The following is a 26,462-nucleotide window of genomic DNA, read 5'->3' on the forward strand; positions in this document are numbered from 1 at the left end:
CTTGTCTCAGGTTGAACCAGCTGCGTCTGATAAACGCCGTATGTTGTCTCCAAAGTATCGTGCCTGGCTACTGTTCTGGAGCCTTGTGCGTCTTGTCATCGTGTTGCCTATTTGGCTGTTCGGTATTGTGGCGCTGATTGTCGGGGTGGCGTTATCACCCTGGGGCACTGGGGTGCTGCTCTCGCAGGGGGAGCAGCGTGATTTTTTCTCCTACACGCATCATGAAGGCGGCTTGCTCGACCATTTCCAGCTCGAAGATTTCCAGCTACAGCTAGGCGAAACCCGTATAACCGTGGATGAGTTCGAACTCCAGTGGGCAGATGACTGTGTTCTGTCAGGGCGCCTATGCATCGACACACTGCGTGTGGTGGGCGCCGACATCCAGCTAGGCCCATCCAGTGAGCAAGCGCCACCTCCCGAAGAGGAAGAGAGCCCGCTGACTATTCGTTTTCCTTTCCCCATCGAACTACGTTCTTTGTTGCTGGACGATGTTAACCTCAGGCTTGCCGATGGTACCGAAGTAGCGTGGCGCTCGTTAAGCTCGGCAGCCACCGCTGAAGGAAACACAGTACGCCTCTCGCCAACCCATTTGGAGCAGCCTCGTGTCTATTTGCCACCTTCCCCAGGTGTTCTGCTAACCCAGGGCATTGAAACGCCGCTTTATGCTGAAGCCATCGATGCCGCTATCTTGCTCAACCAACCACCCCAAGAAGCCGTGGCGTCGGTGGAATCTCCAGAGCAGCAGCTTGAAGAACGCGAACGCCTGGAACTACCAGAGATCACGCTACCGGTTGATATCCAGATACCTGAATTCACGCTCAACGATTTTCGATTGGAAGGGGCTACCGAGTACCGCGTCGAGCGACTGCGGCTTGGGCTGTTAACCGAAGGTGATAACGTCGAAGTAACTGAGCTTTCCGTTGTTACCCCGGATGCTGAGGCGGAATTAACCGCGAACGCCACTCTAACCGGCAACTACCCACTCGAAGCTCGCTTGGGCGTCGAACTATTTTTACCTGAGATATACCCTGAGCTAAGTGGCGAAGCTTTAACCTTAACGCTGTCTGGCCCACTGGATGCGCTTGAAGCGCAGTTGGATGCCTCTGGCGCGGTCAATGCGTCCTTGAGGGGGCAAGTCGATGCACTCGCCCCGACGCTGCCGTTTCAACTGCAGCTACAAAGTGACCAAGTTCAGTGGCCGCTGCCTGTCAGCGCAGATGAGAGTAGCAATGAAAGCGTCGATGACAGCACTGAAGAAGAGACAGCCCAAGCCTATATAGTCGATGACCTGGATCTACAGGTCACCGGCAGCCTGAGCGATTATAGTGCTCAATTGGCTCTGGCGGTTGAGGGCCCGAGCCTGCCGCGCACTCAAATTAACGTCACCGGAGAGGGCGATCTCGAGCAGTTTAGCTGGCAACCGCTCACCCTCGCAGTCGACGAAAGTTCCCTGCGCAGCGAAGGCAACATCAGTTGGGTTGCACCGCTACAGGTCAACACCACTATTCGTCTGGATCAGTTTAACCCTGCCCACTTCGTGGATCAGCTTGAGGGTAATTTAAACGGCGACATCGAGCTTACGCTGCGTCAGCAAGAGGATCAGTGGGCAGTTAGCGTACCCAACTTAGCGATTGACGGTGAACTGCGCGACTACCCGCTAACCCTGCAAGCGGCCTTTGATGCTAACAGCAACCTGGAGCTGGAGATTGACGAGTTGCTGTTTACCCAGGGGGAGAATCGCTTAACAGCAGAGGGGCAAATTAGCGAACAGGCCATGTCGTTAAACGCGGACATTGCACTACGCCAGTTGCAAACACTATCGCCAGACTTGGCGGGCACTATCGTCGGTACGCTAGAGGCCAGCGGTAGTTTTAATCAACCGCAATTACTCGCCAATTTACAGGGTGATGGCGTGCGTTTTGGTCAGAATCGTATTGAACGGCTTGTCCTAGATGCTGATGTACAGGGCATTGATGATCCTTCCCTCGACGTACAGCTCGCACTACAAAACGTCAATGCTGGGGGGCAGGCCCTTGCAAACATAGAGGCCAATTTGGCCGGGCGCCTCTCTGAGCATCAGCTTGAACTGACCGCCCAGGGCACAGACAACAGCGTTTTAAGCCGTGCGCTGATTGCCCTGGAAGGCCGCTTTGACCAGCAAGACCAGCTTTACCAAGCCCGCGTAACGCCACTGGAAGTTGATTCTGAGGCGGGGGATATTCGTCTTGAAGCGCCTCTAGACCTGCGCTATGACCTAGCCAATGGTCAGGCGCGCCTATCGCCGTTCTGCCTGCGCCGGGAGCAAGGTGGGCTAGTCTGTTCTGAAGAGGAGATCACTGCCTCTGCGCAACAGGGCAACGCCGTGCTTTCGGTACGTGAAGTGCCAATGGAAATGCTGGAGCCCTTTTTGCCTGAAGAGTGGCAGTTAGAGGGGGATACAACCGCGGATCTTGTTGCCAACTGGCGTCAAGGGGGTGCCCAGTGGCAGGCAGATCTACAAATTCTTAGCGAACTCGCCATTACCGCCGTTAATGATTATGGCCAGCCTGTGCAACTGCCAGAAGTCAGTTTCGACGCTCAGATCGAGGCCAACCAAGCCCAGGCGAATACCAATGTGTCGCTTTCGCTTGCCGAAGCGGGCGATATCAACTTGGACCTAGCGGTTAATGATCCCTTGGGGGCCGGCGCGTTAACTGGCGAGCTGCGTGCAGAAGATGTTTCGCTGCAGCCCTATCGATCCATGTTGGTAGGAATGGAGCGACTGGAGGGCGAATTAACGGGCAACGTCCAAATTACTGGCACCACCGCCGCGCCTGACTTACAAGGCCAGCTTGGACTGCGCGGTATAGGGGTAAGTGGCCCGGATATTCCTGTCGATATTCAGGGTGGCGAACTGGTGGTCTCTTTCGACGGTGAACAGGGGGATATTGACGGCTACCTGGCCGCTGAGCGCGGGCGTTTGGAAATCACCGGTGATGCATATTGGCCAAGCAGTGATGATTGGCGGATTGGCGTCGATCTGAATGCTGTGCAGGAGCCTATCCTGGTCGTTTTGCCCCAGTTTGGACGTCTTGAAGTAGCGCCTGATATCCGTATCCGGGTCACGCCGGAAAGGCTGCAAGTGAGGGGGGATGTGAATTTACCCTGGGCACGGCTTGAAATTGGCGATATGCCCTCATCAGCAGTCACCCCAAGTGGCGATGAAGTGATTATTACCGAGCGCGACGATCGCCAGGCCGAAATTGAGGCTCAGCGAGCGGCTGCCAATGAGGATGATCCAAGTGCCGCGGACGAGCTTGCCGCCACCGGTATGGCCATTGACGTACTGGTGACCTTAACGTTGGGTAGCGATATGCAAATTTCAGCCTACGGCTTGGAATCTGGCTTGGGAGGCGCGCTGGAAATTCGCCAAAGCAGCGGCGCGTTACAGTTATTCGGCGACGTTAATTTGGTCGATGGTCGTTTCCAGGCTTTCGGCCAAGACCTGGTTATCCGCCGCGGTGAACTGCTGTTTAGTGGGCCACCCGGTCTACCTACGCTCGACTTCGAGGCCATTCGCAACCCTGACATTACCGAAGATGACGTTATTGCGGGCTTGCGGGTAACAGGTAGTGCCGAATCTCCGAACGTACTGATCTTTTCTGAACCGGCGATGGATGAATCCCGTGCGCTCTCTTACCTGTTACGGGGTCGCGCACCTGATGCTTCTGGGGGCGGTGTGGATAGCGCACTGACTACCGCGCTGATAGGCATGTCGTTAGGGCGCACCGGTGGGGCGGTTGGTTCCATTGGTGAAGCTTTCGGCATTGATGACTTAACTCTGGACACCACTGGGGCTGGCGATGATAGCCAAGTCGCTGTCAGTGGCCAACTCACCGATGATCTTAGAATTAGTTACGGTGTGGGAATTTTCTCGCCAATTGCCGAACTAACACTACGCTACACGCTGTGGCGTAACCTTTATGTACAGGCCGTCTCGGGTACCAACCAAGCGGTGGACTTAATCTACACCTTTACCCGTTCCGGTAATCCTGAAATCATTCAGCAGCAATAAGTGAGGGTGATATGTCACTATTTTCAAACGCTAGCTCAGGTTCAGGCCGTGTACTGCCTGGACGTGATACGCCCATAGAAACCAGTCAGGTGCATACCATTAATGGGCACTCGATACATCCTCCGTTTCCCGAAGGCCACGAGGAGATCGTGCTAGGCATGGGGTGTTTCTGGGGCGTTGAACGCCTGTTTTGGCAGTTGCCAGGAGTCTATGTCACTGCGGTGGGGTATGCCGGTGGTGAGACACCTAACCCCACCTACGACGAGACATGCACGGGGCGTACTGGCCACACCGAAGTGGTACGGGTGGTTTATGACCCACAGCAAGTCGAGCTGGAAACGTTGTTGCAGGTTTTCTGGGAAGGGCACGACCCGACCCAGGGCAATCGCCAGGGGAACGATATTGGCTCGCAGTATCGCTCCGCCATTTTTACCACCAGCCAAGCGCAGCAAACGGTAGCCGAGCAGAGTGCGGCAGCGTACCAACAGGCGCTCGACAAAGCGGGCAGAGGGGCAATCACTACTGAGATTAAGCCGCTAGAAACATTTTATTACGCAGAGGCTTACCATCAGCAGTACCTGGATAAAAACCCTCATGGCTACTGCGGCTTAAAAGGTACGGGTGTCACCTGCCCGATAGGTTAAAACGTGCGCACTAAACCTTTGACTACCGAATCATCGACAGGAAGCCATTATGCAGCAACGCCATTACCTGAAGTGGGCTTCCCCCCGCGGCACGGCAGCCAGCGCTTTAGCATTAATGCTCTGCACGCCGCTGGCTTGGGCAGGCGAGGAAACGAGCGCCCTGGCCATGCCCCAAGCCGTCAGCGACACGCCATTCGCAAGTGAGCGCGAAGCCGTGGTTTGGCGCCGAGAAGAGCTTAAAGATATTGAAAGTCTGGTGCGTCAGCTGCGCTTTGATCTAATCAATAATCAAGATCTTGAGGCTGCAATGCCGCGGTTACTTGAGCTGCAAGAGCGTGCCAGCGCTGATCGTTTGCTACCTGCGTTTATTGAGGGCACCCACGGCAGTGGTTCTGAAGCGCGGGCATCCATATGGGAAGAGTGGGGTGAGTTCGCCGCCGGTTTTAGCGATCTGGAGGATAAAATCGCTAATTTAATTGATGTAGCCGAGCAAGAGGATACTCGAAACACTGCCCGAGCGCTTTCAGAAGTGGGCGCGAGCTGTAAGAGCTGCCATCGTGCCTACCGCTACGACTAAGCGTAGCGGTAGGCATTGGGGGAGTGCTTAATCGCCTTGCTGGATGCGGTCAATACGGTAAAGTGTTTCCACTTGTTCTAAACCACTTACGGTGCAGTTAAGATCTTTAACGCGGCCATCGCTTAATCCGTAGACCCAGCCATGCACCGAAATCTGCTGACCTCGCTGCCAAGCGCGCTGCAAAATTTTGGTGCGGCACAAACTGTTTACCTGGGCTTTCACGTTGAGCTCGCACATGCGATCGATTTGATCTTCCAGTGGGAGGTGGTCAAGCGAATTCCTGTGATGGTTGTACTGTTCGCGCACTGAGTGCAGCCAGTAATCCACCACGCCACATTCGCCTCCCATCATGGCGGCCTTAATGCCCCCGCAGCCATAGTGACCGACAATCATGATATGGCTGACTTTAAGAACATCCACCGCGAACTGAACCACCGAGAGGGCGTTCATATCGGTGTGGTGTAGCAAGTTGGCGACGTTGCGGTGTACGAAAACTTCCCCAGGCGGGAGTGCAATAATTTGATTCGCCGGTACTCGGCTGTCGGAGCAGCCAATCCATAAATAATCGGGGTTCTGCTGGTTCGAAAGGCGCTTAAAGTAGTCGGGGTCTTCTTCGCACATACGCTCAGCCCAGGCGCGATTATTGTCGAGTAGCGTCGCAATAGGGTCAGACATAGCGTCTCCAGAAAAGTTAAAGGGCGTTAAGTCGCTGGTAGATAAGCGGGTTATCAAAGCCCTACTCAGGGTGGAATTAGGCCTTGTATAACCTAGGCCAGTACAAAATAGCAGCAGAAGGTTTTAACCTTCCCGGGTAGTCAGGTCAACCACTGCACTTGACCAATGGGCAACCCGATATTGATTCATACGAATTCTAACTCCCCAGGAGCAAATCATGGCAGACGTTTCTGAATACGAATATGACCTTCTGGTTATTGGCGCAGGCTCTGGTGGTGTACGCACCGCGCGTATGGCCGCGGCTACCGGCGCCAAAGTGGCCATTGCCGAAGATCGCTACCTGGGCGGAACCTGTGTCAACGTTGGCTGTGTGCCCAAGAAGCTTTACTCCTACGCTGCCCATTTCCATGACAGTTTTGATGATGCGGCAGGTTTTGGCTGGCAGCTGCCTGGCCCCGCCAGCTTCGATTGGGCCACACTGCGCGACAACAAAATCAGTGAAATCAAGCGCCTGAATGGCATTTATCAGCGCATGCTGGAAGGCGCTGGAGTAACGCTCTTCAATGCACGAGCACGCTTGGCCGATGCACACACGGTGACCTTAAGCGGCGAGCATGGCGATATATCGGTGACTGCACAAAAAATCGTTCTGGCTACTGGTGGATGGCCCTGGGTACCCGATTTTCCTGGCAGTGAACACGCACTGGATTCCAATCAGATTTTTGATCTAGATACTTTTCCTAAGCGCTTTTTAGTGCTTGGCGGTGGCTATATTGCGGTGGAATTTTCGAGTATCTTTAATGGTCTGGGCAGCGAGACGCACCTCATCTACCGTGGCGAGCTGTTTTTAAAAGGCTTTGATCAACAGGTTCGCGAGTTCACCTGCGCGGAAATGGAAAGAAAGGGAGTCAACCTCCATTTCAACACTAACATCGAGCGTATTGAGCGCAGCCAAGACGGCTACAATGTTCACCTTACCAACGGCAACGTGCTTGAAGTCGATGTGGTGCTCGCAGCCACAGGGCGCAAGGCGAATATCCGTGAGCTAGGGCTTGAAGCGTTGGGCCTATGCCTGGATGAGGCGGGCAAAATCCCCGTAAACGAGCGGTTTGAAACAGCGCTGCCTTCAATTTTAGCCTTGGGCGACCTGACGGCTGGGCCGGAATTAACACCGGTAGCACTGGCTGAGGCGATGCAGCTTGTCGACGCCCACTTTGCCGATACGGTTCCCAAGCCGTTGGACTACACTACGATCCCTACCGCCGTTTTTTGCCATCCCAACATCGGTACCGTGGGTCTTTCCGAGGAGGCCGCGCGGGAAAAATTCACCCATATTCGCGTGTATAGCACCGATTTTCGCGCCATGAAGCACACCCTATCAGGTAGCCAAGAGCGCACCTTAATGAAGCTGGTCGTGGACGATGCTACCGATGTAGTCGTAGGGGCCCATATGGTCGGAGATGACGCGGGTGAAATTATTCAGGGAATTGCTATCGCGGTAAGAGCTGGCCTTACCAAGCAGGACTTTGACCGCACCGTAGGCATCCACCCAACGGGGGCCGAGGAGTTCGTCACGCTGCGTACGCTGACACGCAGATAAGCATATTAAAAGTGAAGGCGTGCCCATGGGCGCGCCTTTTTTTGTAGGCTACTTGCACTATTCTAAAAGAGATAGCGGTGAGCGGTGGTTATGCTACTCGATCATAACAAAAAATTATGGAAAGCGAGGTGTAGAATAATATGATTTTTGAATTGCTCATAATCAGCTGTTATAATGAACATCAAATTCGCTACAGCGAAGCATAACTATGAGTACGCCGACACAACCTTTTACCCCCTCTGCTGACCTTGCTAGGCCAACGGTGGCTGATGCTGTTGTGGGTCATGCGGAGATGCCGCTGTTTATTCGCAAACCCAATGCGGATGATGGCTGGGGAGTTTACGAGCTGGTCAAAGCTTGCCCTCCGCTGGATGTGAATTCAGCCTACGCTTACTTGCTACTGGCGACTCAGTTTCGTGATACCTGCGCAGTGGCTACCAATGAAGAGGGCGAAATCGTTGGTTTTGTTTCTGGCTATGTTAAGGATAATGCTCCAGACACCTACTTTTTATGGCAAGTGGCTGTCGGTGAAAAAGCACGTGGTACAGGGCTAGCGCGACGCTTGGTCGAGGCTATTATGTCCCGCCCTGAGCTTGATGATGTGCATCACCTTGAAACCACCATCACCCCTGACAATCTAGCCTCTTGGGGCTTATTCCGTCGCTTGGCGGCACGCTGGCATGCGCCGCTCAATAGCCGCGAATACTTCTCTACCGAACAGCTCGGAGGAGAGCATGACCCGGAAAACCTGGTTCGTATCGGCCCGTTCCAAACAGATCGCATCTAATACGTCGTTTTGCTAGATACACGTATCGGACTTACCGTTTTTCCCGCTCATGTTGCTTCGGGCAAGTAATGCCTAAAGTTAAAATGATCAACCAAGGAGGTCGCTAATGCAGACCCAGACGCTTGAACGCATGGAATCCAATGTACGTACTTATTCTCGTTCGTTTCCGGTGGTGTTTACCAAAGCGCAAAATGCGCGTCTAACCGATGAGAATGGCCGTGAGTACATTGATTTCCTCGCCGGCGCGGGCACGCTGAACTACGGCCACAATAATCCGCACATGAAACAGGCGATGATTGATTACCTGTCGACTGACGGTGTTGTTCACGGTTTGGATATGTGGACCAATGCCAAGCGTGATTATCTTGAAACGCTGGAAGAAGTTATTTTCAAGCCACGCGGGCTGGATTATAAAGTGCATCTGCCTGGCCCAACCGGTACCAATGCCGTAGAGGCCGCTATCCGCTTGGCTCGTGTGGCTAAAGGCCGTCACAACATTGTCACCTTCACCAATGGTTTCCACGGCGTCACCATGGGGGCTTTGGCGACCACGGGTAATCGTAAATTCCGTGAAGCCACGGGTGGCATACCCACCCAGGGCGCTAGCTTCCTGCCTTACGATGGCTACATGGGTGAGCATACCGATACCCTGGATTATTTTGAAAAGCTGCTCAGCGACAAATCTGGTGGCCTGGATATTCCAGCGGGTGTCATCATTGAAACCGTGCAAGGTGAGGGCGGTATTAACGTTGCAGGCTTGGAGTGGTTAAAGCGTCTCGAAGGGATCTGCCGTGCCCACGACATTCTGCTGATTATTGATGATATTCAGGCAGGCTGTGGCCGTACGGGTAAGTTCTTTAGCTTCGAACACGCGGGTATTACACCTGACATTATTACCAACTCGAAATCGCTCTCCGGTTTTGGCCTGCCATTTGCCCATGTGTTGATGCGCCCAGAGCTGGATAAATGGAAACCGGGTCAATATAACGGCACTTTCCGTGGTTTCAGCCTGGCGATGGTGACTGCCACCGCTGCGTTGAAAAAATACTGGACTAATGACACCTTTGAGCGTGATGTTCAGCGCAAAGGGCGTATTGTAGAAGAGCGCTTCCAGAAGTTAGCAGCGCTGTTAACGGAGCACGGCATGCCTGCCACTGAACGTGGTCGTGGCTTGATGCGCGGTATTGACGTCGTGTCGGGTGATATTGCCGATAAAATTACCAGTAAAGCCTTTGAGCATGGTCTGGTAATCGAAACCAGTGGTCAGGATGGTGAGGTGGTTAAGTGCCTATGCCCGCTAACCATTAGCGATGAAGATCTGCTGAAAGGTTTGGATATTCTCGAAATGTGCGTTAAAGCTGTTGCTAGCGAATAACCTGGCGGTAGGATTAAGCGTTACGCTGAAGCAGTAGCTCACAGTTTTTAGTTAGGGATATAGCGGCTGGTAGTCGCCAGCCGCTTTGCTAAGGAGTACTCCTATGATCGTTCGTAATATTGAAGAAGCGCGTAAAACAGAGCGCCTAGTGACCGCCGAAAATGGTAACTGGGACAGCACGCGCCTGGTGTTGGCCAACGACGGTGGAAACTTCTCTTTCCATATCACACGAATTTTCGAAGGCACTGAGACTCATATTCATTACAAACATCACTATGAGTCTGTGTACTGCATCGAAGGCGAGGGCGAGGTAGAAACACTCGCTGATGGCAAGATTTGGCCTATCAAGCCGGGTGATATCTACATCCTCGACCAGCACGATGAACATCTGCTGCGTGCGCATAAAACCATGCACCTAGCATGTGTATTTACACCGCCGATTACGGGCAACGAAGTTCACCAGGAAGATGGCTCATACGCAGCCCCAGAGTAAATCGTGCTAGCGTGAGATAGATAAGAAGGCAGCCTGCTAAATATGCGGGCTGCCTTTTTTGATCTGAATGGACGAGCGCAATTTTACCCATAGCGGCCTCACTGGTTCGCTTAATATATATTATGTTAAATTAGATAAAATAGGTGCTCCAAAAGCGATGATGGCGTTGGACACTAGACCCCCATCTCCTTATCATTCCCCAACCTATTGTCCAAGGATATCTCTCGTTATGCGCCCAGGTGTTTTGTGGCTTATCGCTGGCTTGTCGCTTTCGATCGCAGGCTGTGCAGCAACCCAGCCGGAAACGAATCAACCGCCCCCTTTAAGCGAAGCCTCATTCAATTCTCGTATCCTGGAGTTAGAGAGCCAGCTAACGCAACAATGTGACACCCGCATTAATTTGCAGCAACGCCAGCTTGATCACCAGCAGGCATTGACCGCTGATATGCGTGAAGTGGGCAGTTTATTGCGTTACCTCCGCCAAGACGTACAGCAATTGGAAGCTCGCGGTGAAGAGCCGGTCATCATACGTGAAGAGTGTGAGATTGATGAGAGCTTGACCACTAAAACGTTACTGGGCCGCAGCGAATGGGTTGGCTTACCAAGCCTTGGCACCTACCTCAAAGCGCGAGTCGATTCAGGAGCCAACACCTCGTCCCTTTCTGCTGCCGAGATCACTCGCTTCGAGCGTGACGGTGAAGATTGGGTGCGCTTCAAGTTGGCGCTGAACGACGACGACGTGGCGGTTGAGTCGCAGCGCGATGAGTGGGTTGAAGCGCCTATCGTGCGCCGAGTGCGCATTGTTCAAGCCTCTGGCGAAGAGTCACGCCCCGTCATTTCTCTGTTAATGACTCTAGGGCCGATTCGTGAAAATGTCGAATTTACCCTCAATGACCGCTCTCATCTCGATTATCCAGTGCTGCTAGGACGGCGCTTTTTGATGGATATTGCGGTAATTGATGTAGCCGATACTTACTTGCATGAGCGCCCCGAATTTCCTGGTGGCGAACCAGCGGACCAAGCTGCTGAAGATGAAGCAGTTGACGAAGACGATAGCGAAGAGTAACCGCTCTGACGCTTCACGAGGAAAGGAATCTCCATGTCACGGTTAATGTTCTATATTATTGTCGGCCTGTTGCTAGTCGCGGGCGTAGCGACCAGCGTGCACCGCCATGTGCAGTTTGAAATTCCATGGTTGCCTGGTGAACAGCGCCAAGTGTGGGAGATTGAGGCTGGCATTACCTTTAATGCTCAGGACGGCCCCGTCCAGGTCGACTTGGCGTTGCCTTCCCATCAGGCAGGCTACCGTGTACTGACTGAAAACACCGCATCATCAGGGTATGGGCTTGCTTATCAGGCGGATGATTTAGGCCGCACCGCCCGCTGGACTATTCGTGAAGCAGTGGGTAGCCAAACATTATACTACTCGGTTCAGATGCTGGTATCTCAAGATGCTCGCTCGCCGGTGCAGACACCCCCTGAAATCCCCGTCACAACGCCTTGGGAAAGCCCCTATGACACTGCGGCTAATCAGCTTATCGAACAAGCCTGGGCGCGCAGTGCCAATAACGCCACCTTCGCCCGTGAGTTAATACGTGATATTAACGGCGAGCGTCAATCTGAAAATGCCCGTCTGCTGCTGACGCAAGAGAATCCGGCGGCCTTGGTGGTGCGGTTGCTAAACCAGGCAGGCGTATTAGCGCGTGAAGTGAGCGGCCTGCTTCTGGAAGATGGTCGTCGTCGCCAAACGCTTAGCAGTTGGATTCAGGTGTTTAACGAGTCAGGTGAAGAATGGTCAATTTTCCATCCACTGACGGGTGAGCAAGGTAAGCCTGACAATCTGCTGCTATGGGAAACCGGTGGTCGAGCGGTATTAGAAGTTCAGGGCGGCACCAACTCACGGGTTTCTTTCTCAATGATGACCCATGACCAGCCTGCTTCGGCGGCGGTGCGCAACCACTACTCTGAAGATACGCTACTGAATTTCTCCATTCACAGCCTGCCACTGGAGGAGCAAGCGCTATTCCAAACTATCTTGCTGATTCCCATTGGTGCGTTAATGGTGGTGTTTTTGCGTGTGCTGGTGGGCATCAAAACGTCCGGTACCTTTATGCCGGTGCTGATCGCCCTCGCCTTCATTCAAACCACCCTTCCTACGGGTTTGATTGGCTTCCTGCTTATCGTTGCCGTCGGTCTGATTATTCGTAACTATCTCTCCTACTTGAATTTATTACTGGTGGCCAGGGTCTCGGCGGTGATCATAACGGTGATTGCGATTATCTCGATCTTCACCGTATTGGCCTACCGCATGGGGCTCAGTGCTGGCTTAACGATCACCTTCTTCCCGATGATCATCCTGGCCTGGACCATCGAGCGGATGTCGATACTTTGGGAAGAGGAAGGCCCTAAGCAGGTGCTAATCCAAGGCGGCGGCAGTTTGATCACGGCTATCCTTGCCTACCTGGCGATGAATAACCCCTGGGTACGTCATATCACCTTCAACTTCCTGGGTGTTCAGTTGATATTGATGGCGTTGATCTTGCTGCTGGGCAATTACACCGGCTACCGTTTATTGGAGCTGCGCCGCTTCAAACCAATCACTGACGATGAGAAGCCCTCATGAGTTGGCTGAAGAATTGGACGTGGCCCACGCGCTTGCGGGATAAAGGTATTATCGGCATGAATCGGCGTAATATTCGCTACATTGGCCGATATAATAGCCGCCGTCTCTATCCCCTTGTCGATGACAAGCTTAAAACCAAACTACTGGCTCAGCAGTATGGGATTACCACGCCCGAGCTGATTGGCACCGTAACAACCCAATTTGGCGTTAAGCATATTGGCGCCATGCTCACGGGGCACGCGGGCTTCGTCATCAAGCCTGCTAAGGGAAGCGGCGGTAAGGGCATCCTGGTGATTGAAAAGGTCGAAGATAACGCCTTTATCAAGCCTAGTGGTACCACGCTCTCTCTTACCGACGTTGAGCGACATGTGTCGAATATTCTGTCAGGGCTCTACTCATTGGGCGGCTCGCCTGATGTGGCGGTGATTGAAACACTGATTAATTTCGATGAAAGCCTGATGGATTACACCTATGAAGGTGTTCCTGATATCCGGGTTATCGTCTTCAAGGGTTACCCGGTGATGGCCATGATGCGCCTTTCCACCGCAGCATCCGACGGCAAAGCAAACCTGCACCAAGGGGCGGTAGGCGTTGGATTGAACATCGCTACCGGGGCTGCCCTGCGCGCCGTTCAGTTTGACCGCCCTTGCTTTAGTCATCCGGACACGGGGCACGATCTGGCAAGTTTGGTCGTTCCCCAGTGGGAAACGCTGCTTAACTTAGCGGCGGGTTGTTATGAAATGACCGGTCTAGGTTACCTGGGTACTGATATGGTGCTGGATCGTAAATACGGGCCGATGCTGCTTGAGCTCAACGCCAGGCCTGGCTTGGCTATTCAAATGACCAATGGTGAAGGTTTGCGCCGTCGCCTCGATCTGATTGAACGTCAACCCGATGGCGTGCCCGCTAAACAACGGGTAGCTTTTGCCCAGCACCATTTTGCGCGACAAAGTGAGCTGGTAGACAGCGAATCGGTAGAAAGCTCTGACACCGCTTCCACCGGCGCGTAGACTACTAACGAGAGCCTAGGCTAACAACGTTCAACGAGTTGCCCATGACCCAAGCGAGTACACTACTACAGCAGGCGGAGTCTCAGTGCCATATCCGCGGCGTCCGCTTCACCCCTATTCGCCGACGCGTGCTGGAGATGATCGCCGAAAATGGCGGCGGGCTAAAAGCCTATGACCTGCTCGATAAGCTCTCTACTGAGCATGCGGCTGCCCGCCCCCCGACGGTTTATCGGGCGCTTGAGTTCTTGATTGATCAAGGCTTGGTGCATCGCATTGAGTCACAGAACTCCTACGTGGCCTGCGCTTGCCCAGAGCATGCGCATGGTTTTCAACTACTGATTTGCCGTCACTGCGGCTATGTCGAAGAGCTGCACTTGGACGAGATAAGCGATCAACTGGCGGCGCTGGCAAAACGCCAGGGCTTTAACGTTGAGCGCCAAACCATTGAGCTTCAAGGGCTTTGTCAGGACTGCCGAACAGTTAGCGAGTAAATTTATGTCCCGTTTTGATCACGTCGCGCCGGATGCTCTGTTTAAGCAACTCGAGCGTGCTGCCCCAGAAGATAGTCTTCCCGCTGTGGCCACTTTGCTAGCCGCGGCGCGTTTTAATGCTGATGGTTTGATCCCTGCCATTGCTCAGCAGCACGATACTAACGAAGTGTTGATGATGGCCTGGATGAACCGTGAGGCGCTGGAAGAGACGTTAACCACCCAGCGTGTTTGCTACTATTCGCGCTCGCGGGGAAAACTGTGGCGCAAGGGTGAGTCATCGGGCCAGCAGCAGCAGCTTGTTTCTGCTGCGTTGGATTGCGATGGTGATACGCTGTTGTTGCAAGTTGAACAAACAGGGCCTGCTTGCCACACCGGGCGGCGCAGCTGTTTCTATATTGCCGTGGATGGAGAGCAGGCCTCAATTACCAGCAATCCGCTGATTGATCCTGACGACCTGTACGGCAAAAAAACCTAGTTCTGCCTATGCAAGCTATGACTCGGTTAATATCAGCCCTGCGCTCAGGCCCGCGTTGGGTATTGATGAAGGTGATGATTGGCTGCGTTAGAGTCTATCAATATACGCTCAGCCCCCTTTTAGGCCCGCGCTGCCGCTTCTGGCCGAGCTGTTCGTCCTACACGATTGAAGCGATTCAGGTGCATGGGCCCATCAAGGGCGGCTGGATGGCCGTTAAGCGGATCGTTAAGTGCCACCCGGGCAATCCTGGCGGTATGGATCCGGTGCCCGGTGGCCGCAGCGAACAGCTTTGCCGCGAGGATGACGAAAAGGGATCGCCGCTCTCTTGCTGTGACCATCACCCTCGCTAGCTTGTTTTCTTACTTCTGCTGCGCTACCGCGTAGATCTTCTCCAGCATGGCATGCAGGCCGTTGCTGCGCGTAGGCGAAAGGTGCTTATCCAATCCCAGATCCGCTAAAAAGTGTGGCTCGGTAGCACGAATCTCAGCGGCGGTGCGTTCGCTGTAAATGCGCAGCAATACGGCAATCAGGCCGGATACGATGGCGGCATCGGAGGTCGCTTTGAACACCAGCTTATCGCCCTCCTCCTCATGGCGCATCCACACGTTTGACTGGCAGCCCTGTATCTTAAACTCTTCTAGCTTCCACTCTTCTGGGAAGTCAGGCAGTTGCTTACCCATATCGATAATGTACTGGTAGCGATCCATCCAGTTATCGAATATCTCGAAATCTTCGATTAGCTCTTGCTGGGCCTGTTCGGCGCCGGAAGTGCTCATGCTATTTCCTTCTCTATTGGAATTGGCTGAATATTGGCGACTGACATTTTGCGTCATAGGGTTACTCATTGTGGCCATTATAACGGCTCGAAGGTGTCTTGAGGGAGGTTGTGTCGGAAACAGTCAATCGATGTCGCTGCTGTTCAAGATGCCACTCGTTGTCTTCGCTATGGAGATAGCGTGAGGTGGTGTCGAGGCGTGCGTGTCGGGCGCTTTCGGCCAGATGACGCAGGCTAATACCCGATTGAGCCTGATGGGTGATCGATGTGTGCCGTAACCAGTGCGGCGTTGCCAGGTTAAGCGCGGTCACATGTTCCGATGCTCCGTTAATATCTCCAAGTGCTTGTGCCGCCTGCTGAAACGTTGCGCGAATAAGCCGATAAAGCTGGTTATGGCCCAGGCCACGCTGTCCATCCAGAGCGCGAAGCACCGGTGCTTCAGCTTCAAACTGCTCAGGGTATTCAGGCAATCCCAGCGTATGGCGCCACTGGCGCAAACAATCAAGCATATCGTCAGGCAACGGAATGCGCGCCATCTTGTTTCCCTTGCCCACCACATGCCACCACCAGCGCCCTTCGCTGCGCTGGAAATCCCCCATACGTGCATCGGCCATCTCGCTGATGCGCGGTGCCAGCAAATAGGCAAAGCCAAAGATAAAGCGCCGTCGTGAATGTTCAAAACGGGCACGACTGCCCTCCCCAGCCTCTAACGGGCTATTCAGCCACTCCCACAGCCACGCCCACAAATCACTTTCCAAATAGCGCTCAACACGCGGCGTTTGATTATTCAGGCGCCGCGATTTATCGCGCATCAAGCGAAACGGATTGTGGTGAACCCAGCCTGCTTCTACCAGCCAGGCAAACATCCCTTGCAGTATCACCAGGCTTTGGCGTCGGCTGGCGGGCGATAAACCGCCACGAAATGGCCGCCACGACGGGTGCGCGCGGGGTTTGGAGGGCCCTACCCATTGCTCGCTTGGCTGTGGGTCGGCGAGAAAGGCTTCAAAGCGGCGCAGGTTTTCGCGGTTGATATCGGCCAGCGTGTGCCCTTGGCTGGTGAGCCAGAGCAGCAGCCGCTCCGCTTCGCGACGGTACGCTTTCAAGGTTTGTGGGCTATCCACGTACTCTTCAAGCCATGCTGTCACTGCCTGGGCATCGTTTTGGGCGCTAATACGTCCGCCATTTGGCGAATCTTTCAATATCTGTAGTTGACCAGTGGGTGTAATAACCTCGTTCGCCATGCCCGTCGCCACTCTCTTCTTTTTAGCCGATGTTTATATTATCTGGCCTTAAGTGTGCTCCTGTAGCCCTATAAATTCAAGATAATACGAGTAATCTTGAATTTATGCACATTATCATAAATAAAATTACGTATTACATAATACGTAATTGTTGCCTTTTATACGACAAGTCCCGACAATGGTGGTTACAGAAGCTCTCAAGGAAGGATCATTTCATGGCCCGCAACGGCATTCAGTACAGCGATGTTCAACAAGCCATTGATGCCCTGTTGGCCCGGGGCGACACGCCCAGCGTGCAGCGTATTCGCGATGTGCTGGGCACCGGCAGCTTCACGACGATTAGTGATCACTTCCGCTTGTGGCGCAGTGAGCGGGAGCAAAATCGCGACGTGCCGCCGCCCAAGGGTGTGCCGGAAGTCGTGGTGACCATGGCCAGCGAGTTATGGCGCGAGGCCCAGGAGGTAGCGAATCAAACGCTGCTTCACTATCGCGAAGATGCCAATCGCCAGGTTGCAGATGCACATCAGCTCGCAGAAGATGCAAAACAGCAGGCCGCTAACGCCGAGCAACGCGAAAGCGCCCTCGCAGAGCACTTGCGTCATATGGAGCAGCGCATGGAGGCGTTAAACCGGGAATTGGCCGCTAGCCAAACCAGCGAACATCACTGGCATCAAAAAGCTGAAACAGCGCAAGAAGAAGTAACTCAACTGAAGCAGGTACAGCAGCAGCTAGAGAACCAGGCAGATGCACAGCGCGATGCGCATAGCAATGCCCTCAGCGAGCAGCAGGTAGCGTGGGAGCAGCGTTTAGCACAAGAGGAGCAGCGCCATGAGGCGGCCGAAGGAAGGCTGATGGCGATGCTGGATAGCGCTCAGCAGACGCGTGCCCAGGAAGAGAAGACTTTCCATAAACGTCTGCAGCACTCTGAGCAGCGCATTGAGACATTGAGTCAGGAGCTAAAGACAAAGCAGCAGGCCCTGCATCAACTACAGCTGGAAGCCAGTGAGCGCGAGCAACAGCTAAGCGAGCAGAAGCTGAAAATGACGGCATTGGAGAAGCAAGAGAAAGCGCTGACCCAGCAGCTAGATGAGGCCAAAGCCGCGCTAAACAGCCAATCTCAACAGCATGCCGAGCGCGAAGCTGCGCTACAGCAAGCGTGGCAAGAGAAGCTTTGGAGCCGTATGGAAGCGCTGCAAACACAGCTAACGGCGCTCCCCGATGCGCTTTCAAAACAGAGCAGTGAGCCAGGCCAGTAGACGTAAAAAAGCCCAGCGATTCAAGCTGGGCTTTTGAGCCATACTATCGCTTATTTAGCGGTAGTAGGCGTTGGTGGTATCACTGTGATCGGTAACGTCGCGAATACCGGCAAGCTCTGGAATGCGCTCCATCAGGGTTTTCTCAACGCCATCTTTCAGGGTTAAGTCAACCGCAGCACAACCCTGGCAGCCGCCGCCAAAGGCCAACACCGCGTACTGTTGTTCGGTGAGTTCCACCAGCTTGATTTCGCCACCGTGGGCCGCCAGCCCAGGATTGATCTCGCTGTAAAGCACATAATTGATACGGTCTTCCAGCGGGCTATCCGCATTTACCTTGGGCATCTTGGCGTTGGGCGCTTTGATAGTTAGCTGGCCACCCATGCGGTCGGCGTTGAAATCCACCACCGCCTCTTCCAAAAACGCTAAGCTGTTTTTATCGAGAAAGACGTTGATTTTCTCGAGCTCAAGCAGAACGTCGGTGGGTTCTTCTTCGCCAGGACGACAGTAAGCCAGGCAGGTTTCCGCGTAGGGTGTGCCCGGCTGGGTAATGAAAATGCGTACGGCAATACCTTCAACGTTCTGCTTTTCCAGCAGCTCTGCCAAGTATTCTTGCGCACTGTTTGTAATATCAATACCTTGGGTATCGACATTGGTGTCTTTTTCGCTAGTCGTGGTCATGAGGGCTGTCTTCCTCCCGTGGTAGTGGCGGCGCCACTTCACATGTCATTTGTGTCTATGGTAAGCAAAACAGCGCGCTGACACAATCCCGACTGTTTTAGTCGGCTATTTTAAACAGCTCTTTTTACGAGCGACTATTAATTATCTTTCCTTATCTTGCGTATAGCCTCCGTAGGGGCGCCTTTTGCCATCCCTTTTGTTATCATTATGCGCCTTATAACGACAGATGCTGCTTTTCCGACGATAACAACATCCCCTTTGACGACTGTGACGCTGGAGAACTCCCCCTGCCATGGCTGATAGTGCTTTGATCGCAACCCTCACCCAACGCCTTGCCCAACGTATCCTGATTCTGGATGGCGGCATGGGAACCATGCTGCAGAATGCCCAGTTGAGCGAGGAAGATTTTCGCGGCGAACGGTTTAGCGACTGGCCCTCGGATCTCAAAGGCAATAATGATCTGCTCGCGCTAACCTGCCCCGAAGTGGTCACGCGGATTCACCGTGACTACCTGGAAGCCGGTGCCGACATTATTGAGACCAACACCTTTAATAGCACTCAGCTGTCACAGTCTGATTACGGCATGGAATCGCTGGTGGTTGAACTCAACCGTGAATCAGCGCGCCTAGCCCGTGAGGTCTGCGACGCAGTGGCCGCTGAAACCGGCGTGCCCCGCTATGTTGCCGGTGTGTTAGGCCCCACCTCGCGCACCGCGTCGCTATCGCCGGATGTGAATGATCCCGCCAAGCGTAACGTCACCTTCGATGAGCTGCGTGAGAACTACTATGAAGCCGCTGAAGCGCTGATTGCAGGCGGTGCCGATCTGATCATGATCGAAACCATCTTCGATACGCTTAACGCCAAGGCCGCGATCTATGCCCTGGAAGAGCTGTTCGATGACCGCGGCGAGCGCTTGCCGGTAATGATCTCCGGCACCATTACCGATGCCTCGGGGCGTACGCTTTCAGGTCAAACCACCGAAGCCTTCTGGAACTCGGTACGCCATGCTCAGCCGCTGTCGGTAGGCTTGAACTGTGCCTTGGGTGCCGAGGAGCTACGTCCTTACCTGGAAGAGCTCGCTACCAAAGCCGATACCTTTGTCTCCGCCCACCCCAATGCGGGCCTGCCCAACGAGTTTGGTGAGTACGACCAAACGCCGGAAGAGATGTCGGAGATTGTCAGCGAGTTTGCTGCCAGCGGGTTGGTGAATATTATCGGCGGCTGCTGTGGCTCGACGCCTGAGCATATCCGGGCGATTGCTGATTCCGTGCGCGATATGCCGCCGCGAGTGATTCCCGAGCGGAGCCGCGCCTGCCGTTTATCCGGTCTAGAGCCGTTCAATATTGAAGCCGATTCGCTGTTCGTCAACGTCGGCGAGCGCACCAACGTCACCGGCTCGGCGCGCTTTAAGCGCCTGATAGTAGAAGAGGACTTCACCACCGCCCTGGAAGTCGCCCTGGAGCAGGTCGAAAACGGCGCCCAGGTCATCGATATCAATATGGACGAGGGCATGCTCGAGTCCAAGGAAGCCATGGAGCGTTTCCTTAACTTGATCGCCGGCGAGCCCGATATCGCCCGTGTGCCGATTATGATCGACTCCTCCAAGTGGGAGATTATCGAAGCGGGCCTCAAGTGTGTCCAGGGCAAGGCGGTGGTGAACTCCATCTCGCTTAAAGAGGGCGAAGCCGCCTTCCGCGAACAGGCGACCAAGTGCCGCCGCTTTGGCGCTGCCATTGTCGTCATGGCCTTTGACGAAGAAGGCCAGGCAGACACCTTTGCCCGCAAAACCGAAATTTGTCAGCGCGCCTATCGCCTGTTGGTCGATGAGATCGGCTTCCCCGCCGAAGACATCATCTTCGACCCTAATATCTTTGCTATTGCCACGGGTATTGAGGAGCACAATAACTACGCGGTCGACTTTATCGAAGCGACTCAGTGGATTCGCGAAAACCTGCCCCACGCAATGATCTCGGGTGGTGTGTCTAACGTCTCGTTCTCGTTCCGTGGCAACAACCCAGTACGCGAAGCGATTCACTCGGCGTTCCTTTATCATGCGATCCGCGCGGGCCTTTCCATGGGTATCGTCAACGCGGGCCAGCTCGCCGTTTATGACGACCTACCCGCCGAGCTACGCGACGCAGTAGAGGATGTGGTGCTCAATCGCCGTAGCGACGGCACCGAGCGTTTGCTGGATATTGCCGATAAGTATAAAGGCGACGGTAGCGGCGCGGCTAAGAAAGAGGATCTTGAGTGGCGTAGCTGGCCGGTGAACAAGCGTATTCAGCATGCGCTGGTTAAAGGGATTACGGTGTATATCGAGGAGGACACCGAACAGGCCCGCGCCGAGGCCGAACGCCCTATTGAAGTGATCGAGGGCCCGCTGATGGACGGCATGAACGTGGTCGGCGATTTGTTTGGCGACGGCAAAATGTTCCTGCCCCAGGTAGTTAAGTCTGCGCGTGTCATGAAACAGGCCGTGGCCTACTTAATCCCCTATATCGAAGCCGAGAAGAGCGAAGAGACCAAAGCCAAAGGCAAGATCGTCATGGCCACGGTCAAAGGCGATGTCCACGATATTGGTAAAAATATCGTTGGTGTGGTCTTGCAGTGTAATAACTACGAGGTGATCGATCTCGGTGTCATGGTCGCCGCAGACAAGATCCTGCAGGCAGCCAAGGAGCATAACGCCGATATTATCGGTCTTTCCGGGCTGATCACCCCGTCGCTGGATGAAATGGTGCACGTTGCCAAAGAGATGCAGCGCAGGGGTATGGATCTACCGCTGCTGATTGGCGGTGCCACCACCTCTAAAGCGCATACCGCGGTAAAAATCGAGCCGCAGTACGAACACCCGGTAATTTACGTTACCGACGCCTCCCGGGCCGTTGGCGTAGCGGGCAAATTATTGACGCCTGCTTTAAAAACACCTTACGTCGCCGAGATCCGTGAAGAGTACGAAAAAGTTCGCGAGCGTAACGCCAAGCGCCGCCCCAAAGCAGCGGATCTTGACTACACTCAGGCGCGCAAGCGGCGTTTTCGCACCGACTGGAACAACCACACCCCCGCCGAGCCCAATATGTTGGGGTTAAAAACCTTCGATGATTACGATCTGGAAGAACTGATCGAACGCATCGACTGGACGCCGTTCTTTATGAGCTGGCAGCTAGCGGGCAAGTACCCCAAAATTCTCGACGACAAAGTCGTCGGCGAGGCAGCCCGCAACCTGTTTGAAGACGCCAAAGTGATGCTACGCAAGCTGGTCGATGAAAAGCGCGTTCAGGCCCGTGGTGTTATCGGCCTGTGGCCCGCCAATAGTGTTGATGATGATGTCATCGAGGTGTACGCCGATGAGTCACGCAGCGAAGTCGTCGAACGTCTCTTCCATATCCGTCAACAGACCACCAAAGGCCGCGACGGTATCTGCTACAGCCTGGCCGATTTTATTGCCCCCAAAGAGAGCGGCAAAGCCGACTGGATTGGCGGCTTTGCGGTCACCACCGGGCACGGTGTCGATGAGCTCACCAAAGCTTATGAGGCGGCAGGCGACGACTACAATGCGATTATGGTGCAGGCGTTGACGGATCGCCTTGCGGAGGCCTTTGCCGAGCGCATGCATGAACGGGTACGCAAAGAGTTTTGGGGCTATGTACCGGAAGAAACGCTGGACAACGATGCCCTGATCGCTGAGAAGTATCAGGGCATCCGCCCTGCCCCCGGCTACCCTGCCTGCCCGGATCATACCGAAAAAGCCACGCTATTCCGGTTGCTCGATGCCACCGAAAATACCGGTTTGGCGTTGACCGAAAACTTCGCCATGTGGCCTGCGGCAGCGGTTTCCGGCTGGTACTTTGCCCATCCCCAGTCGAAATACTTCTCCACTGGTAAGATTACCCGGGATCAGGTCGAGGCCATTGCCGAGCGTAAACAGATGCCCCTTGAGGAGATGGAGCGCTGGCTCTCACCAGTACTCTCCTACGACCCGAGCTAATTAATGCTGTTTGTCCCCGGTCGCCATGGCAAGGTCATGCGCTTAGCTTTTCCGATCATGTTGGGCATGCTCTCCCAGAGCATGCTTAACTTGATCGATGCCGTTCTGGTGGGGCATTTAGGCGAGGTAGCGCTTGCGGGTGTTGGCGTGGGCGGTTACGCCATGTTTATGCTCAGTGCTCTTGTGTTTGGCCTCTCCTCCAGCGTGCAGTCACAAACCGCCCAGCGCGAGGGGGCTGCCCACGCGGATATTGCCCATCCGCTTAACTCGGGGCTGGTGATTGGGCTTGTGGTTGGCCTGCCGCTGTCCGTCTGGGCTTGGTGGCAAGCACCGCTGCTGATTGGTTTGATTAGCCAAGCCGATGATGTTCAAAGCGTCGCCATTGACTATTTTCGTTGGCGGGTGGTGTCACTAATGGCCATTGCGCTAACGCTCTGCTTTCGTGGCTACTGGAACGGTCGGCAGCAAACGCATCTCTACTTGCGTATCATCGTGGCGGTTCACTTGATTAATGTGGCGGCCAGTGCGGGGTTGATCTATGGATTCGCCGGGCTACCCAAAATGGGCGCGAGCGGTGCGGGTGCTGGTACAACACTATCGCTGTTTATTGGCTTGATTGTTTGGTGTTGGGTGAGCATAAAAAGCCCATCTATCCAGCATTTTTTGACACGCATACCTTGCTTAGCCACCCTGCGCACGACCTTGGTACTTGCCGTTCCTCACTCTTTGCAGCAGTTTTTATTTGCAGCGGGTTATGCGGTACTCATTTGGTTACTTAGCCAGCTAGGCACGGCCAGTGTCGCGGTTGGCCATGTGTTGATTAATCTTTCACTGCTGCTAATTTTGCCGGGGGTGGGGATTGGCGTTGCGGCGATGAGCTTGGTGGGTGAGGCATTAGGCCGCGATGCTCAGCACGAAGCCCACCGCTGGGGTCTGGATGCGCTGCGAGTCGCATGGCTACTTTTACTTGTGCTGGCGCTGCCGATGTTAGTGATACCTGAACAGGTACTTGGGATATTTTTCAGCAGTAGCGAGCTAGTGGCTCTGGGTAAACTCCCGTTGCAGATAACCGGCGTGATGATTGTGCTGGATGCCGCCGCTTTAGTGCTCGCCCAGGCCTTAATGGGCGCGGGCGCTCAACGCACAGTGATGATGTTGACCCTGGGGATGCAGTGGCTACTTTTTTTACCCCTGGCCTGGTGGGTCGGGATTGGTTTAAACCAGGGCTTATTAGGTATCTGGCTTATGCAACTGCTCTACCGGTTGATAAACTCAGCCGGCTTTTTATGGGTATGGCAACGACGACGCTGGCTGGCCCCTGCTTTATAAGCCGGTTGCCTGACTCATAATAGATATTCTAAATAGCTTTTAGAGATAAAAAGATAATTATATATTCTTTTGAAGAATATGACGCCCGCGTTAAGGTGACGCTACATTAACGTCCGTCTCAACGTGACCATTTCGCTTTTAGCAGGATCGTGCCACATGTACCGTTATGATATTCACGACCAAACCCTGGTTGACGAGCGTGTCGCTCAGTTCCGCGACCAAATGGAACGCTACCGCGCTGGGCGTTTGGGAGAAGAGGAGTTTCGCCCTTTACGGTTGCAGAACGGCCTCTATATTCAGCGCCATGCGCCTATGCTGCGTATTGCGATTCCTTACGGCATGCTGGCGGGTAGCCAACTGCGTGCCCTGGCTGAGATCACCCGCCGCTATGACCGCGGCTACGGCCACTTTACCACCCGGCAAAATTTGCAGCTCAACTGGCCTGCCCTTGAAGACGTGCCGGATATTTTGGCAGATCTCGCCAAAGTACAAATGCACGCGATTCAAACCAGTGGTAACTGCATTCGTAACACCACCAGCGACCAGTTTGCCGGCATCGCCAACGATGAAGTGGAAGATCCACGTCCCTGGTGCGAATTAATCCGCCAGTGGTCGACTCTGCACCCGGAATTCGCCTATCTGCCGCGTAAGTTTAAAATCGCGGTCAGCGGTGCGGCCCAAGACCGTGCGGCGATTCAAGTACACGATATTGGCCTGCGCCTATGGCACAACGCCGACGGCGAGCTGCGTGTTAAAGTGCTAGCCGGTGGCGGCCTTGGCCGTACTCCAATGATTGCAGACGTGGTACGTGAAGATCTGCCCTGGCAGCATCTGCTCACCTACCTGGAAGCCTGTGTACGGGTATACAACCAGTTTGGTCGCCGGGACAACAAGTTCAAGGCGCGGATTAAAATCCTGGTAAAAGCCCTGGGCATTGAGGAATTCCGTCGCCGGGTCGAGGAAGAGTGGGCGCATTTGAAAGACGGCCCGCAAACGCTTAACCAAGCAGCCGTCGACGCAGCCAAAGTTCACTTCCCTGAGCCTGATCGTCGCCCGGTTGCAGAGAGCGCTAACGAGGATTTTGACCGCTTGCGCGCTGAAAACCGCAGCTTCGCACGCTTTGTCACCAACAACGTGACCGACCACAAAGTGCCCGGCTATAAGGCCGTAACGCTGTCACTGAAACGCCGCGAGCACGCGCCTGGGGATGTCACCGCTGACCAAATGGAAGCCGTCGCAGATTTAGCCGATCGCTACAGCTTTGGTGAAGTGCGTGTTACCCACGAACAGAACCTGGTGCTTTCTGACGTACCGGTCGATGAACTGGAAGCGCTGTGGGAAGAGCTTGAAGCGTTGGGTATGGCGAACCCCACCGTGGGCACGCTCAACGACATTATCTGCTGCCCTGGAGGCGACTACTGCAGCTTGGCTAATGCGGTCTCCATTCCCATTGCCCAGGCGCTGCAGGAACGTTTTGAAGACCTCGACTTCTTGTATGACCTTGGCCCGCTGGATCTGAATATCTCCGGCTGCATGAATGCTTGTGGCCACCACCATGTGGGTCATATCGGCATCCTGGGCGTGGATAAAAAAGGCGAAGAGTTCTATCAGATATCGATTGGCGGCAACTCCACCGACGATGCCTCGCTTGGTAAGATTTTAGGCCCATCCTTTTTCCGCTCAGACGTGCCGGATGTGGTTGAAAAAGTATTGGAAGTCTATGTGTCACAGCGCCATGAGGACGAACGCTTCTTGGATACTTACCGCCGTATTGGCCTAAAACCCTTTAAGGAGCGTGTCTATGCCTAATAAAACAGCTGAGACGCAAGCTGAAGCGGTTGAACAGACACCGGTTCATGTCGATCACTTGATTTTCAATGGCGAGCTTGCGGCGGAAAACGCTTGGTGTGTTTCCTACGATGCAGATGCCCTTCCCGAACAGCGCCCAGCGTTTGTGCCGCTGGCATTGTGGCAGGCTAATCAGGACGACGCTGAGCTGGCACCGCTACTCACCAGCGATACCGAGCTTAATGTTGAGTTAGGCCAACAGCTGAGTAGTGCTAGCGCAATCGCAGTTGATTTCCCTGCGTTTACGGATGGCCGGGGTTACACCATCGCCCGCCTGCTACGCGAGCGGTACGGCTATAGCGGCGAAGTGCGCGCGGTGGGTGATGTTCTGGTGGATCAGTTGGAGTATATGCGCCGCTGTGGTTTTACTGCCATGGCGCTGCGCGATGACCAGCATCCCGAGGATGCCCTGCGCGCGCTAAGTTTTATCAGCGTTCGCTACCAACCCGATGTTGAAGAGCGACAGGCGCTGTTTGAGCGCCGTTTAGCCGATACTAAGTAGACGCAGGGCGTGAATGTTATAAACCCAAAAGGGCAGCTTCT

General features: G+C 54.3%; 22 protein-coding genes. 18 read left to right on the forward strand and 4 right to left on the reverse strand.

The annotated features are described in order from the left end of the window. The first annotated feature begins 1 nt into the window (after position 1). Genes tamB through HALTITAN_RS07285 form a run of 3 tightly spaced genes read left to right on the forward strand, consistent with a single transcriptional unit; the run spans position 2 to position 5,275 of the window. Positions 2-4,054, forward strand: a complete 4,053-nt coding sequence (tamB, locus tag HALTITAN_RS07275) for an autotransporter assembly complex protein TamB (protein ID WP_009286701.1) — start codon at positions 2-4, stop codon at positions 4,052-4,054. An 11-nt stretch (positions 4,055-4,065) separates the two neighbouring features. After that, positions 4,066-4,698: a peptide-methionine (S)-S-oxide reductase MsrA gene (gene msrA, locus HALTITAN_RS07280; RefSeq protein ID WP_009286702.1), complete on the forward strand. Its 633-nt coding sequence runs from the start codon at positions 4,066-4,068 to the stop codon at positions 4,696-4,698. Between the two features lie 49 nt (positions 4,699-4,747). Further along, complete coding sequence (locus HALTITAN_RS07285; protein WP_009286703.1) at positions 4,748-5,275, forward strand: cytochrome c; 528 nt, start codon at positions 4,748-4,750, stop codon at positions 5,273-5,275. Between the two features lie 27 nt (positions 5,276-5,302). Here HALTITAN_RS07285 and can read toward each other — a convergent pair whose 3' ends face one another. Further along, the gene (gene can / locus HALTITAN_RS07290; protein ID WP_022523472.1) at positions 5,303-5,950 is read right to left on the reverse strand and encodes a carbonate dehydratase; all 648 of its coding nucleotides are present in this window, start codon (positions 5,948-5,950) and stop codon (positions 5,303-5,305) included. Positions 5,951-6,167: 217 nt separating this feature from the next. Here can and gorA point away from each other — a divergent pair, with 217 nt between their 5' ends. The 10 genes from gorA to yidD all read left to right on the forward strand — a co-directional run bounded on the left by gorA (position 6,168) and on the right by yidD (position 15,154). Next, a complete protein-coding gene (gene gorA / locus HALTITAN_RS07295; RefSeq protein WP_009286705.1) occupies positions 6,168-7,550 on the forward strand; it encodes a glutathione-disulfide reductase in 1,383 nt (460 codons plus the stop codon). 208 nt (positions 7,551-7,758) lie between these two features. Then, entirely contained in the window at positions 7,759-8,337 is a 579-nt protein-coding gene (ectA, locus tag HALTITAN_RS07300) for a diaminobutyrate acetyltransferase (protein ID WP_009286706.1), read from the forward strand. A 106-nt stretch (positions 8,338-8,443) separates the two neighbouring features. After that, a complete protein-coding gene (gene ectB, locus HALTITAN_RS07305) occupies positions 8,444-9,712 on the forward strand; it encodes a diaminobutyrate--2-oxoglutarate transaminase (protein ID WP_009286707.1) in 1,269 nt (422 codons plus the stop codon). A 103-nt stretch (positions 9,713-9,815) separates the two neighbouring features. Then, positions 9,816-10,205 carry an ectoine synthase gene (locus tag HALTITAN_RS07310; RefSeq protein WP_027959425.1) on the forward strand — a complete coding sequence of 130 codons (390 nt, stop codon included), beginning with the start codon at positions 9,816-9,818 and terminating at the stop codon, positions 10,203-10,205. A gap of 229 nt (positions 10,206-10,434) precedes the next feature. Beyond that, the gene (locus tag HALTITAN_RS07315; RefSeq protein WP_022523469.1) at positions 10,435-11,271 is read left to right on the forward strand and encodes an ATP-dependent zinc protease family protein; all 837 of its coding nucleotides are present in this window, start codon (positions 10,435-10,437) and stop codon (positions 11,269-11,271) included. 33 nt (positions 11,272-11,304) lie between these two features. Beyond that, positions 11,305-12,828 (forward strand): inactive transglutaminase family protein, encoded by a 1,524-nt coding sequence (locus HALTITAN_RS07320; protein WP_009286710.1) that lies wholly within the window; start codon positions 11,305-11,307, stop codon positions 12,826-12,828. Continuing rightward, positions 12,825-13,838: an alpha-L-glutamate ligase-like protein gene (locus HALTITAN_RS07325; RefSeq protein WP_009286711.1), complete on the forward strand. Its 1,014-nt coding sequence runs from the start codon at positions 12,825-12,827 to the stop codon at positions 13,836-13,838. The genes HALTITAN_RS07320 and HALTITAN_RS07325 overlap by 4 nt, the downstream gene beginning before the upstream one ends. Before the next feature lie 44 nt (positions 13,839-13,882). Further along, positions 13,883-14,329, forward strand: a complete 447-nt coding sequence (locus HALTITAN_RS07330) for a transcriptional repressor (RefSeq protein WP_027959426.1) — start codon at positions 13,883-13,885, stop codon at positions 14,327-14,329. Between the two features lie 4 nt (positions 14,330-14,333). Further along, the gene (hisI, locus tag HALTITAN_RS07335; protein ID WP_039858496.1) at positions 14,334-14,804 is read left to right on the forward strand and encodes a phosphoribosyl-AMP cyclohydrolase; all 471 of its coding nucleotides are present in this window, start codon (positions 14,334-14,336) and stop codon (positions 14,802-14,804) included. A 17-nt stretch (positions 14,805-14,821) separates the two neighbouring features. After that, complete coding sequence (yidD, locus tag HALTITAN_RS07340) at positions 14,822-15,154, forward strand: membrane protein insertion efficiency factor YidD (protein WP_039858607.1); 333 nt, start codon at positions 14,822-14,824, stop codon at positions 15,152-15,154. Between the two features lie 9 nt (positions 15,155-15,163). Here yidD and HALTITAN_RS07345 read toward each other — a convergent pair whose 3' ends face one another. Both HALTITAN_RS07345 and HALTITAN_RS07350 read right to left on the reverse strand, forming a co-directional pair. Beyond that, positions 15,164-15,580, reverse strand: a complete 417-nt coding sequence (locus HALTITAN_RS07345) for a SufE family protein (protein WP_039858498.1) — start codon at positions 15,578-15,580, stop codon at positions 15,164-15,166. A 61-nt stretch (positions 15,581-15,641) separates the two neighbouring features. Then, on the reverse strand, positions 15,642-16,820 hold the full coding sequence (locus HALTITAN_RS07350) for a tyrosine-type recombinase/integrase (protein WP_039858501.1): 1,179 nt from the start codon (positions 16,818-16,820) through the stop codon (positions 15,642-15,644). 215 nt (positions 16,821-17,035) lie between these two features. Here HALTITAN_RS07350 and HALTITAN_RS07355 point away from each other — a divergent pair, with 215 nt between their 5' ends. Next, positions 17,036-18,076 (forward strand): DNA-binding protein, encoded by a 1,041-nt coding sequence (locus HALTITAN_RS07355; RefSeq protein WP_039858503.1) that lies wholly within the window; start codon positions 17,036-17,038, stop codon positions 18,074-18,076. A 54-nt stretch (positions 18,077-18,130) separates the two neighbouring features. Here HALTITAN_RS07355 and nfuA read toward each other — a convergent pair whose 3' ends face one another. Continuing rightward, the gene (gene nfuA, locus HALTITAN_RS07360; RefSeq protein ID WP_039858505.1) at positions 18,131-18,754 is read right to left on the reverse strand and encodes a Fe-S biogenesis protein NfuA; all 624 of its coding nucleotides are present in this window, start codon (positions 18,752-18,754) and stop codon (positions 18,131-18,133) included. 292 nt (positions 18,755-19,046) lie between these two features. On the opposite strand from nfuA, the gene metH reads away from it, so the two are divergent. The 4 genes from metH (at position 19,047) to HALTITAN_RS07380 (ending at position 26,421) form a co-directional block, all read left to right on the forward strand. Next, a complete protein-coding gene (gene metH, locus HALTITAN_RS07365; protein ID WP_039858507.1) occupies positions 19,047-22,742 on the forward strand; it encodes a methionine synthase in 3,696 nt (1,231 codons plus the stop codon). A gap of 3 nt (positions 22,743-22,745) precedes the next feature. Continuing rightward, the gene (locus tag HALTITAN_RS07370) at positions 22,746-24,071 is read left to right on the forward strand and encodes an MATE family efflux transporter (RefSeq protein ID WP_009286716.1); all 1,326 of its coding nucleotides are present in this window, start codon (positions 22,746-22,748) and stop codon (positions 24,069-24,071) included. Between the two features lie 156 nt (positions 24,072-24,227). Next, positions 24,228-25,880: a nitrite/sulfite reductase gene (locus tag HALTITAN_RS07375; RefSeq protein ID WP_039858510.1), complete on the forward strand. Its 1,653-nt coding sequence runs from the start codon at positions 24,228-24,230 to the stop codon at positions 25,878-25,880. Beyond that, positions 25,873-26,421: a DUF934 domain-containing protein gene (locus HALTITAN_RS07380; RefSeq protein WP_039858512.1), complete on the forward strand. Its 549-nt coding sequence runs from the start codon at positions 25,873-25,875 to the stop codon at positions 26,419-26,421. The genes HALTITAN_RS07375 and HALTITAN_RS07380 overlap by 8 nt, the downstream gene beginning before the upstream one ends. Positions 26,422-26,462 lie beyond the last annotated feature (41 nt).

The organism is Vreelandella titanicae BH1, assembly GCF_000336575.1.
GTDB classification, from domain to species: Bacteria; Pseudomonadota; Gammaproteobacteria; order Pseudomonadales; family Halomonadaceae; genus Vreelandella; species Vreelandella titanicae.